Source organism: Corynebacterium sp. MSK150 (genome assembly GCF_030229215.1).
Lineage (GTDB): Bacteria > Actinomycetota > Actinomycetes > Mycobacteriales > Mycobacteriaceae > Corynebacterium.
Map to the genome: position 1 here is coordinate 49,860 of NZ_JASPHM010000008.1, position 11,515 is coordinate 61,374.

The 11,515-nt window shown below is 61.3% G+C and carries 10 protein-coding genes; 8 read left to right on the forward strand and 2 right to left on the reverse strand.

Features of this window, described 5'->3' with window-relative positions; genetic code table 11:
* The first annotated feature begins 6 nt into the window (after positions 1 to 6).
* Entirely contained in the window at positions 7 to 1,161 is a 1,155-nt protein-coding gene (locus tag QP941_RS06460; RefSeq protein WP_284868427.1) for a porin PorA family protein, read from the forward strand.
* Positions 1,151 to 2,569 (forward strand): MmpA family trehalose lipid delivery protein, encoded by a 1,419-nt coding sequence (locus tag QP941_RS06465; RefSeq protein ID WP_284868428.1) that lies wholly within the window; start codon positions 1,151 to 1,153, stop codon positions 2,567 to 2,569. The genes QP941_RS06460 and QP941_RS06465 overlap by 11 nt, the downstream gene beginning before the upstream one ends.
* Here the strand turns inward: QP941_RS06465 and QP941_RS06470 are convergent.
* On the reverse strand, positions 2,484 to 3,593 hold the full coding sequence (locus QP941_RS06470) for a glycosyltransferase family 4 protein (protein WP_284868429.1): 1,110 nt from the start codon (positions 3,591 to 3,593) through the stop codon (positions 2,484 to 2,486). The two genes, QP941_RS06465 and QP941_RS06470, sit on opposite strands and share 86 nt — an antisense overlap.
* A 24-nt stretch (positions 3,594 to 3,617) precedes the next feature.
* Between QP941_RS06470 and QP941_RS06475 the strand changes: the two genes are divergently transcribed.
* Complete coding sequence (locus QP941_RS06475) at positions 3,618 to 4,361, forward strand: class I SAM-dependent methyltransferase (protein WP_284868430.1); 744 nt, start codon at positions 3,618 to 3,620, stop codon at positions 4,359 to 4,361.
* Positions 4,362 to 4,406: 45 nt separating this feature from the next.
* On the opposite strand, the gene QP941_RS06480 is transcribed toward QP941_RS06475, so the two are convergent.
* Complete coding sequence (locus QP941_RS06480) at positions 4,407 to 6,230, reverse strand: phosphoenolpyruvate carboxykinase (GTP) (RefSeq protein ID WP_284868431.1); 1,824 nt, start codon at positions 6,228 to 6,230, stop codon at positions 4,407 to 4,409.
* Between the two features lie 349 nt (positions 6,231 to 6,579).
* On the opposite strand from QP941_RS06480, the gene trmB reads away from it, so the two are divergent.
* The 5 genes from trmB to QP941_RS06505 are packed head-to-tail and all read left to right on the forward strand — an operon-like array spanning position 6,580 to position 11,459.
* Entirely contained in the window at positions 6,580 to 7,356 is a 777-nt protein-coding gene (gene trmB, locus QP941_RS06485; RefSeq protein WP_284769121.1) for a tRNA (guanosine(46)-N7)-methyltransferase TrmB, read from the forward strand.
* Positions 7,357 to 7,950, forward strand: coding sequence for an NYN domain-containing protein (locus QP941_RS06490; RefSeq protein ID WP_284868432.1), 594 nt, complete (start codon positions 7,357 to 7,359; stop codon positions 7,948 to 7,950).
* A 12-nt stretch (positions 7,951 to 7,962) separates the two neighbouring features.
* Positions 7,963 to 10,116: an MMPL family transporter gene (locus QP941_RS06495; protein WP_284868433.1), complete on the forward strand. Its 2,154-nt coding sequence runs from the start codon at positions 7,963 to 7,965 to the stop codon at positions 10,114 to 10,116.
* Positions 10,117 to 11,133: a lysylphosphatidylglycerol synthase transmembrane domain-containing protein gene (locus QP941_RS06500; protein ID WP_284868434.1), complete on the forward strand. Its 1,017-nt coding sequence runs from the start codon at positions 10,117 to 10,119 to the stop codon at positions 11,131 to 11,133.
* Positions 11,130 to 11,459 carry a DUF3054 domain-containing protein gene (locus QP941_RS06505; RefSeq protein WP_284868435.1) on the forward strand — a complete coding sequence of 110 codons (330 nt, stop codon included), beginning with the start codon at positions 11,130 to 11,132 and terminating at the stop codon, positions 11,457 to 11,459. Before QP941_RS06500 ends, QP941_RS06505 begins: the two co-directional genes overlap by 4 nt.
* The last annotated feature ends 56 nt before the right edge of the window (positions 11,460 to 11,515 follow it).

Here is an 11,515-nt window from a genome sequence, read left to right on the forward strand (position 1 = left end):
ACTGCAATGAAACGCTACCTTTGGCCACGCTCGCCACTGGCGTGGGTTGTCATTGCCGCCGTCATTTTTTTGGTGCTGGGCACCGTGGTGCCGCCGCTGTATAACAATCAGACTCGGCCGCTGGCCTTCGACCAAAACATCAACACCGTCACCGCGCCGTCGGCCGGGGTGTGGATGGAAGCGCCCGAGTTCATCGCCGGGGCCAAAGCCTCTGGCGATAGCAAGGACCCGCAGTGCCAAGAAAAGCAGGCACCCATGTGGTGCTATCTGCACCACGACCTGCTCACTATCGAGCGCAATACCACCACCTCTGAGGTGGCAGAAGATGATGCGCTCGCTAACTCCGATTCGCTCTCTCGCCTGCTCGCCGGCAATACTCCCCTTGCCCAAATCACGGAGCATTCCGTGTTGAACCGCGAGTCCACCTACCCAGTCGCTGCGCCAAAGGATAAATGGGACTTTGTCCTACCGGCGCTGGATACCGGCATGGCCCGTACCGACTTCGAGCGCGATGGAATCAACTACTTCTTTCCCTCCGGTACCGAGCAGCGCTCCTATCCGTTTTTCGATCTAGCGACGCAATCCTCCACGGCGGTGGACTTCACCACGATGGAAAGGCTCGACGGTATCCCTACCTATTCTTTCCACCACGATATCCAGCCCATTTCCTTGGCTGATATGCGCAAAAGCATTACCGCCGAGGTCGATACCGGCACCGGCGATAAGCAACTAGCGGCCAAGGATTTCCGCATCTCCGGGCCGGCGAAGCGGTTCTACGACGCCGAGTCGCGCGAACTCCTCGGCCTAGATGCCACTGACCGGGTCACGGTGGAGCCCTTCTACACCATCGGCCGCGATATCTCCGTCGAGCCCACCACCGGCACCATGGTGGACCTGCGCGAGAACATCAAAATCTTCTTCGCCGCGGACGAAAAGCAGGCCGGCACCATGGTGGCGAATGATGATACAGAGGACCGTTCCATCTTTGCCGCCGATTTGCGCTGGTCCGATGAGACCCGGGCGGAGCGCCTGAATGAGGTGCGTCCGGTCATTCGCACCATTCGCGCCTTGATGGTGGTCGGCTGGGCCGGCAAGGCTATCGGCGTTGGTCTATTGCTCTGTGCTGCCTATATGTACATGCGCCGCCATCGTGAAGGCTAGGCGTCTTTTACTCCTCGCATGGGGCGTCCTCCTCGTGGCCGCGGTGTGCTGGCCCTTTGCTTTGCCCGGCGAGTTCTTGTGGCGCGATATGGCATTGCTTGACCATCCGGCGCTTTCCCCTTCTGCCTTTGGCGGCGGCAGTCTGCCTGCCCGCAACGCACCGCAAGACGGTTTCCTTGCTCTCGTAGGCGGCGCGTGGGCGGCACGGGTGCTCATTTTTGCCGCCGCCGCGTCCTCCGCGCTCACCGCGGCGCGCTGGGCACGCTCTACAGTCGCCGCGGTGAGCGCGATGGCGGTGGCGGTGGCCAATCCCTTCGTCATCGAGCGTCTCTTGCAGGGCCAGTGGTCGCTTGCGGTGGCTGCGTGGCTGCTGCCGGTCATCGCGTGGGCAGGAAAACAACGCAGCTGGGTGGCGTGGCTAGCTATGTGGGGAGCATCGCTTACCCCTACGGGTGGTCTCTTTGCCGTGGTGACCGCGGCGGTGACCTGCCGCAAGCGGGTAGCCCTCGGCGGCGTGATCTTGTGTTTGCCGTGGGCCATTCCGGGCATGTTCAATCCCGCCGCACCCGGCGATACCGCAGCGGCGGTGGCCGCGTTTGGCCCGCGGGCGGAAGACTACGTCGGCACCGCGGGCGCGCTGCTGCGACTCGGCGGCATATGGAATGCGGAAGCGGCCATCGGGTTCGCTGTGTGCGGTGTCATCGTGGCAGTCATCGCCTTGCTCGGGGCGTGGCGGGTTCCCGCGCGGTTAAGCGTCCTCGCGGCGATGGGGCTTGGCGGGGCGATGTTCTTCTGGCTGGTTCCCGGCGCGCTGGTGTGGTCCATCGATCACGTACCGGGGGCGGCGCTGCTGCGCGATAGCGGGAAACTGACCATGTTGGCGTTGCCGCTCTATGTGGCCTCGCTGGGGGCGCTGCCGAATCTGCCAGCGGCACTGGCAACCGTGGCTGCGACCGTGCAGCTGCTGCCCGTTCCGGGACGCCTCGCAGTGTTCGCGCCGCGGGATACGGGGATAGATGAGCAGTTGGTGCGCGCGATTGACGGCCGAGTGGCCTTCTTCCCAGACCGCGCCAACCTCGTGGAGGTTCCCGGCGGCGTGGCCGTCGACCCCTATTCCAAGGCGGTAGCCATGGTGGAATCGGGAGAATTGAGCGTGGACGGGACCGTGGTGGACCAAGCCTCGCCGCAGTACCGCGCGGCACTGCGCGCGTGGGAAGAGCACGATATGGACCGGTTGGCCGAGATCGGCATTGGCGTAGTCGTGGTGGACGGTGCCATAGCCGCGGAAACGAACGCGCCGCGGCCGCAGGTTCCGTGGGCGCTTACCGCTTTGTGGATGGCGTGTCCGCTACTAGCCCTTGCAGCAATTCCGCGAACTGCTCGCCGGTCTTCTCCCACGAGAAGCTAGCGGCAAAATCCCGCGCGTTGGAGCCGAGGGTGCGGCGCAGTGGGGCGTCGGCAAGCAGCTGCTTGGTGGCCGCCACGAAGTCCTCTTCGCGCTCTACCAGGATGCCGGTCTTGCCGTTAATAACGCTGTCACGCAGGCCAAATGTATAACCTACAGTGGGGACTCCATGTTGGGCCGCCTCCATTACTGCCAAACCCCACCCCTCTTTGCGCGAGGGCATCAGCAGGGCATCGGCACGGGCCAGCAAAGCGTGCTTATAGTCCTCGGTCACCTGGCCGCGGAAGCGCACGCGATCGCTTACCCCATGCTCCTCGGCATAGGCGCGCAGGTTAGCCTCCCACCAGCCGGAGCCGATGACGTCCAGGACCGCGCCCGGGGTCTGCGCCACCGTATCCATGGCATGCTCGATCTGCTTATGTGGCACTAGGCGCGAGAGCGTGACCAGGTGCACCTCGGCCTCTCGTTCCAGGGAAGGAACATGGTCCGGAACCGGGTCCAGGCCATTGGCGATGATGTGCGCGCCCTTAATGCCCAGCGCCTCTAAATCCTCACGGGAGGCCTCAGACACGGTGACATAGGGAGCGCCGCGATACACGCGCGGGGCCACCCGGGACTCGAGGAACCAACCGAGCCGGCCGAGGAGTGGACCTGCCACCGGCCACTGTTCGCGGTGGCAATGGTGAGTAAGCAGCACCGTCGGTGCTCCAGACACCAGGCGAGCGAAGAAGGGGATGCCATTTTGTGTATCAATCACCGCATCCACTCCGCGCAGGTCCCCCAGCCCCAGGCGGCCGGCCAGCATCGCCGCCCAACCACGCGGATACACGCCAAATTTGGCGCCGCCGCGACTATAGCGCACGCCGTCGCGCACCTCCCGGCGCGCGGCATTCATGTGCTTGGAGGTGCGAAAGACCACCTCGTGGCCCTGGGCTGCCAGGTACTCGCCCACGCGCTCCAAATAGCGCTCCGAGCCACCGCCTTGCGGGTGGGTGGAATCGCGCCAGCATAGTAAAAGAATCTTCATCGTGAGGTATTAGCCTAGTGGGTTATGAGACATACCCGTGAGATGGCCACGCTCCGCCGCTCCATTCAGCTGCTGCGTTCCTTCCGCTTTGAGCAGACGCACCCGGAGATTTTTTACGGCGGGCTCGCGGAGGATACGGCCGCGCTGGTGGAGAACCTCGGCCGCGACCTGGGCGTGCAGCTTTCTGGGGCACGGGTGCTCGATGTCGGCGGCGGCCCAGGCTATTTTGCGGACGCCTTTGCCCGGCGCGGCGCCCGCTACGTGGGATTGGAGCCGGATGCGGGCGAAATGTCGGCGGCCGGTATCCACTTGAGCAATTCCGTGCGCGGCGATGGCACCAACCTGCCCTTTGCCGATAATTCCTTTGACGTGGTCTATTCCTCTAACGTGGCTGAGCACATCCCCAATCCCTGGGATATGGGCGAGGAGATGCTGCGCGTAACCCGCCCCGGTGGCCTCACCATCCTGAGCTACACGGTGTGGCTTGGCCCCTTTGGCGGCCACGAGACCGGCCTGTGGGAGCACTACATTAGCGGCGAGTTTGCCCGCGACCGCTATACCCGCCGCCACGGCCATCCGCCCAAGAATGTCTTTGGCACCTCGCTTTTCGACGTCCCCTGCTCCGCCGGCCTTGCCTGGGCTAAGAGCACCGGCGCGCTCAAACTCGCCTTCCCCCGCTACCATCCCAGCTGGGCTTGGTGGCTCACCCGTGTACCAGGGGTGCGGGAGTTTGCGGTGTCTAACCTGACGTTGGTGTTACAAATGTAGCCCCCAACAACGCTGACGTCGCTGGGGGCTAGTTAAGCCTGGTTCTTAAGAGGCGTTTTCTACGCGCTCCTTCAGGGCGTGGAACTGGTCCCACACCTCGGACGGGACGCGGGAGCCCAGGAAGTTGAGGTAGCTGGCGTTATCCTGCATATCGCCTTCCCAGTCCTTCGGGTTGACGGCAAGAGCGGCGCGAACGTCCTCGATATCGAAGTCGATGCCCTCGAGGTCGATATCCTCGGCGCGGGCGGTGTGGCCCACGACGGTTTCCTCAGCCTCAACGTTGCCCTCAATGCGGTCAATGATCCACTTGAGCACGCGGGAGTTCTCGCCGAAGCCCGGCCACAGGAAGCGGCCGTCGTCGCCACGGCGGAACCAGTTAACCAGGAAGATAGACGGCATGCGGTCGCCACCCTTTTCACCCATATCGATCCAGTGCTGCAAGTAGTCACCAGCGTTGTAGCCAATGAACGGCAGCATAGCCATCGGATCGTGGCGCAGGGTGCCGACGCTGCCCTCTGCTGCAGCGGTCTGGCCGGAAGCCAGCAGGGCACCGATCATGGTGCCGTGGTTCCAGTCGAAGGCCTGGGTTACCAGCGGAACGGTGGTCTTGCGGCGGCCACCGAAGAGGATGGCGTCGATCTTCACGCCCTGCCAGTCGTCGTACTCCGGAGCGGCGCTCGGGCACTGAGAAATCGGAACGCAGTAACGAGAATTCGGGTGCGCTGCCTTTGTAGAAGATTCCGGAGTCCAGTCTTCGCCGGTCCAGTCGATGAGGTGCTCTGGCGCCTCCTTGGACATCTCCTCCCACCAGACATCGCCGTCGTCGGTAAGCGCAACGTTGGTGAAGATGGTGTTGCCCGGCTCCATGGTCTGCATGGCAATCGGGTTGGAACCGTAGTTGGTACCAGGGGCCACGCCGAAGAAACCGTTTTCCGGGTTAACTGCGTAAAGGCCGTCCTCGCGCAGGTGCAGCCAGGCAATATCGTCACCGACGACCTCAGCCTTCCAGCCCGGAATGGTCGGGGTAATCATGGCCAAGTTGGTCTTGCCGCACGCCGAGGGGAAGGCGGCTGCAACGTGGTACTTCTTACCTTCTGGATTGGTGAGCTTCAGGATGAGCATGTGCTCAGCCATCCAGCCTTCTTCCTTGGCCATGACAGAAGCGATGCGCAGCGCGTAGCACTTCTTCGCCAGGATGGCGTTGCCGCCGTATCCGGAGCCGTAGGACCAGATTTCCTTGGTTTCAGGGAACTGGGTGATGTACTTGGTGTCATTGCACGGCCACGCAACATCTTCCTGGCCCGGCTCTAGTGGGGCACCCACGGAGTGCAGGGCGTGGACGAAATCGCCGTCGGTACCAATCTTGTCCAAGGCTTCCGCACCCATACGGGTCATGATGCGCATGGAGAGCACCACATAGGCGGAGTCAGTCAACTGCACGCCCAACTTCGGTTCCGGATCGCTAATCGGACCCATGCAGAAGGGAACCACGTACATGGTGCGGCCCTTCATGGAACCACGGAATGCTTCCGTCATCTCCTCCTTCATCGCAGCAGGCGGTGCCCAGTTATTAGTAGGACCAGCGCCATCTTCGTGCTCGGTGCAGATGAAGGTGCGGGATTCCACACGGGCAACGTCGGAAGGGTTGGAGCGAGCCAGGTAGGAATTAGGGCGCTTTTCCTCATTCAGCTTGATAAGCGTGCCCTTTTCCACCAGCTCTGCGGCCAAACGGTCAGCCTCGTCCTGGGAGCCGTCTACAAAGACCACCTGGTCCGGCTGGAAGAGCTCAACGTTCTCGCTGATCCAGCCGATAAGCTTTTCGTTTTTAGTCGGCAGCTCTCCGACGAGCCCTGGGATAGTGGCGGTCATTAGTAATTCTCCTGAGGGTGGGTATGAAAATTGGGGAAATAAATCCCCAACTGTGCCTTTCACCTCAAGATTAACGTGCTTGTCCGAATAATTTGCGCAGATTTTGTCACACCGGTTATATCCACCGCGTTTACCAGAACTTCACCAAGCGCAACCACAGATACTGTGTTAAAAATCGCCTTTTCCCATCCCCCTGTCTGGGGGTCTATTACCCTCCCCAGCGGCAATCAAAACGATCATCTTCCACCCCCAACCGGGACCACTGGTTATACCCGGATTGACCTCGCCACACGTGACCCACGGCGCGGCGTATTGCTTGGCAGGGCTAAGCAGGGAAAAATAGGCCGCAATGAATAACACAGATAACTCTCAAAACACCCGCGCTGGAGAAATGCCTCCAGGTCGCCCGCCACAGACCGACTTCAATGCCGTATTCAACAACGAGCTCGACTACCCACGCCTAGGCAACGTCACCTTCCGCCGCGGCACGCTGACCGAAAATCAGCATGAGCTTTTTGAAAAGCGCTGGCCAGAACTAGGCCGCACACTGGAAGACGAGGTCATTGACCTCGACGCCTGGTTTGGCCGCAGCGGCGCCAAGACCATCGTGGAAATCGGATCCGGCACGGGTACCTCTACCGCCGCCATGGCGCCGAAGGAAGCCGATACCAATATCATCGCCGTCGAACTCTACAAGCCGGGCTTGGCCAAGCTACTGGGCCAGATCGAGCGCGAAGGCATCGACAATATCCGCATGATTCGCGGCGATGGCATCGAGGTCATGGTGCGCATGTTTGCTCCGGAATCCCTTGATGGCATCCGCGTCTTCTTCCCGGATCCCTGGCCAAAGGCCCGCCACCATAAGCGCCGAATCATCCAGTCGGGAACACTCAATCTTTTTGCTTCCCGCCTGAAGAAGGGCGGCGTGCTGCACGTTGCTACCGACCACGCCGGATACGCCGAGTGGATCGATGAGCTTGTGGACGTAGAGCCGAGCCTGGATTACAAGGGTTGGCCGTGGCCAGAGTGCCCGCAGTTGGTGGACCGTCAGGTCATCACCAAGTTTGAGGGCAAGGGCCTAGATAAAGAACACGTCATCACGGAGTATCTCTGGGAGAAGAAATAAATGAGCACCTACCTACTTGTCTGGGATGCGCCCAATATGGACATGGGCTTAGGCTCTCTGCTCGGTGGCCGCCCCACCGCCGCACACCGCCCGCGCTTCGACGCCATCGGCCGCTGGCTGGTACACCTTGCCCAGGACGTTGATGCGGAGCCACGCGCCGATGTCTTTACTAATGTCACCCCGGGCGGCGCCGATGTCATCCGCCCATGGGTTGAAGCCATCCGCAACGTGGGCTTCGGCGTTTTTGCCAAGCCCAAGATCCACGAAGACGACGACGTAGATCCGGATATGCTCGACCACATCGAAAGCCTCCGTGAGGATCTAGCTGGCGTGATTGTTGCCTCCGCCGATGGCCAGAATTTCCAGGAGCCTTTGGAAAAGCTCATCGCGGAAGGCCTTCCAGTGACGGTCCTCGGTTTCCATGAGCATGCCGCGTGGGCCGTAGGCCACGCAGATATCAATTTTGTGGACCTGGAAGATATCGAGGGTGTATTCCGCGAGCCGCTACCGCGCGTGAACCTGGATAATCTGCCTGAGGGTGGTGCATGGCTGCAGCCATTCCGTCCCCTGGCTGCGCTGCTTAATAACCGCTAGGAGGCTGCCCCAATGTTTGAAAAATGGGGACGCTTTTCCTATGCGCACCGCCGGCTCATCCCCGCCATCATCGTCGCCGCAATCCTTGCGCTCTTCATCGGCTTTGGCTTGCAGCTCGAAGACCGCATGAGCCAGGAGGGCTGGGAGGATCCCAATGCGGCGTCGACAAGCGCGGCCCAGATCGAGCAGGAAGCATTCGGCCGCGATAACTCCGGCGATGTCATCTTGCTCTTCCATTCCCCCGATGAGAACTTCGACGCCGCCAAGCAGCACTTGGCGCAGTTGAAATCGGAGTACCCGGACCAGATTGACTCGGTGACCAGTTACTTCGACACGAAGAACCCGAACCTGGTCAATGCTGATCACTCGCTGGCTTTCGCCGCTATCGGCCTGAAAGGCGATGATGAGCAGACGCTGAAGGATTTCCGCGCCATCGAGGGCGCTCTTACGGATACCACCGCACCGGTGGAGATTGCGGGCGCCACCGCGGTTGCTGATGCTCTTGATGAGGGAATGTCCCACGATATTTCCCGCGCCGAAAAGGCCGCCCTGCCACTGGTAGGTATTCTCCTGCTGGTGGTCTTTGGCTCCGTCGTCGCGGCCTGCATGCCGCTGGTGGTCGGTGGGCTCTCCATCTTGGGCTCTTTGGGCATCCTGTCCATCCTGGCCGGTTTCTCGCAGGTCAATGTCTTTGCCCAGGCCGTCGTCACACTGCTAGGGCTTGGCCTAGCCATCGATTATGGACTCTTTATGGTCTCGCGCTTCCGCGAGGAGCTGGATAAGGGCCGCTCCACCGAGGAGGCCGTGGCCACCACCACCGCAACAGCCGGCCAAACTGTGGTTTTCTCCGCAGCCATGGTCGCCGTTGCGCTTTCCGGCCTCTTCCTCTTCCCCCAAGCCTTCCTGAAATCCGTGGCCTATGGGTCCATTTCTGCAGTCGGCTTGGCCGCGCTCCTTTCCGTCACCGTGCTGCCGTCCATTTTTGGCATGCTCGGCCCCAAGATCGATACCTGGTCCGTGCGCCGTACCTCGCGGACGGCTCGCACTATTCAGGACACCTGGTGGTATAAGCTTCCACGCTGGGCCATGCGCCATGCCCGCGGGCTGACCATCGCCGTATGCGGCCTGCTCATCGCGCTTACCCTGCCCGTCATGAGCATCACCTTCGGTGGCATCAACGAGTCCTACCTGCCGCCCGACCAGGACACCCGCGTGGCACAGGATAAATTCAACGAGGAGTTCCCAGCCTTCCGCACGGAGCCGGTCAAGCTCGTGGTGGAAAATGCCTCGAACCAGCAGCTTGTCGACGTCGTCATGCAGGTCCGCGGCCTCGACGGCCTCACCGAGCCCATGGCGCCGACGACCGCCACGAAGGATGGCACCACCGTCCTTTCCGCCGGCATTGAAGACCGCGATGATTACGCGAAGATCGTGCACGAGCTGGAGAAGGTCAAGGCCCCTGAGGGCGTGAACCTCTACGTGGGCGGTACTCCCGCCATGGAGGTGGAGTCCCTCGATGCACTCTTCCACACGCTGCCGTGGATGGCGCTCTACGTGGTGCTGGCTACATTCCTGCTCATGGCCCTAGTCTTCGGCTCCTTTGTACTGCCGATCAAGGCCATTGTGATGACACTGCTGACCTTGGGCGCAACGCTGGGCATCTTGACGCTGATGTTTGTTGCCGGCTTGGGCTCGGACTTCCTCAACTTCACGCCCGGCCCGCTCATGAGCCCGATTTTGGTGCTCATCATCGCCATTGTCTACGGCCTGTCCACCGATTACGAGGTCTTTTTGGTCTCCCGCATGGTGGAGGCCCGCCGACGCGGTGCTTCCACCGACGAGTCTATTGCGGCCGGCACCGCGCATACCGGCGGCATTATTACCGCAGCGGCGCTCATCATGATCGTGGTCTCCGGCGCTTTCGGATTCTCCGATATCGTGATGATGAAATACATTGCCTACGGCATGATTTTTGCCCTGCTTATCGACGCCACCATTGTCCGCATGCTCCTCGTTCCGGCCGTCATGCACTTGCTGCGCGAGGATAACTGGTGGGCCCCTAGCTGGCTGCGCCACGCCACCACCACTTTGACTGGCGGTGCGACGCACCGCGGCAAGACTGTTCCCTTCACTGAACTCAAACAACGCCTCGAAGGGGGTAAGTAAGTGAAGAATTGGCTGCGCCTCATCGCCTCGCTCATCGTCCTGCTGGTCTTGGTTTATGTCTTCCGCGATGAGCTGGACTTCCTGCGCGAAGGCTTCTCGCGGCTGTCTCATTCCAACCCGGCCGCGATAGCACTGGTGATCCTCGCATCCATCATGGCGGTGCTCGCCATGGGCGAGGTCATGCGCTTGCTCATTCGCGCCGGCGGCGTCAAGGTGCCGGCCGCAGAAACCGCAGCACTGACGTTGGCCGCTAATGCCTGGTCCACCACTCTTCCGGCCGGCCCAGCCTTTTCCGCCATCCTCACCTTCTATGTGCAGCGCACATGGGGCGCGTCCGTCATGCTGTGTGGCTGGTTCTTCGTGCTGTCCTCTGCAATTTCCACGATGTGGCTCGTGCTCATTGGCTTGGGCGGCGTGCTCTTTCTGAACGCGGATATGGCGCTCTGGTCCCTCATCGGCACCTTGGTGCTCATGCTGGCGCTTTCTGGCGGCCTCTTCTGGCTGACCAATCATCCGGATACCATCATGCGCTGGCTCAACCGCCAAAAGCTCATTAAGGGCTCCAAGCGCGAAGCCCTCTTGGACCAGGTCAAGAATCTGGAGGAAGTTCACCTTACCCGCCGCCAATTCGGTTGGGTGTCCTTCTACTCTTTGGCCAACCGCCTGATCGACATGGTCTCGCTATGGGGCTGCGTGTGGGCCGTTACCGGCCACCTGCCCGCCCTGCACGCTGGCGAGGACACCACGACGATGGCCGGCGTGGCGCTGGCCTATCTCACCGCTAAGCTGGCCGGTTCCGCTCAGGTCACGCCGGCCGGCCTCGGTACGGTGGAAGCCGCGATCATCGCCACTCTTGTGGCCACGGGTATGACCGCGGTGGACGCTACCGGCGCGGCCATCATCTACCGCCTTATCTCCTTTGCCTTGATCACCATCATTGGCTGGCTAATCTACTTCTGGCACTATGCCCGCAAGGGCGTTACCTACGCCGCCTTGAACCGAAAGGAAAACGCATGAGAATCGCCCCCATTATCGATATCATCGCCCTGATGCTCTTCGCCGTGGCTGCCCGTCTCGCCCACGGCGGTTTGAGCTTTTCCACCTGGATAGATGCCTTTTGGCCCTGGGCCGTAGGCGCGCTTATCGGCTGGGTCATCATCCTGGCTACCAAAGCGCAAGGCAAGTGGAAGGAAGGCGGCATCGTCTGGCTGAGCACCGTCGTGGGCGGCATGGCCCTGTGGATGCTCGTCAATGACCGCCTACCCAATTGGAGATTCCTCATCGTAGCGACGGTGATGTCCGCACTATTTTTCTTTGGCTGGCGGCTTTTCGCCCGCAAATAAAAATAAGGAGGGTTAAACCCTCCTTATTTTTTCTCCACTTACTTGGAGATTACCGG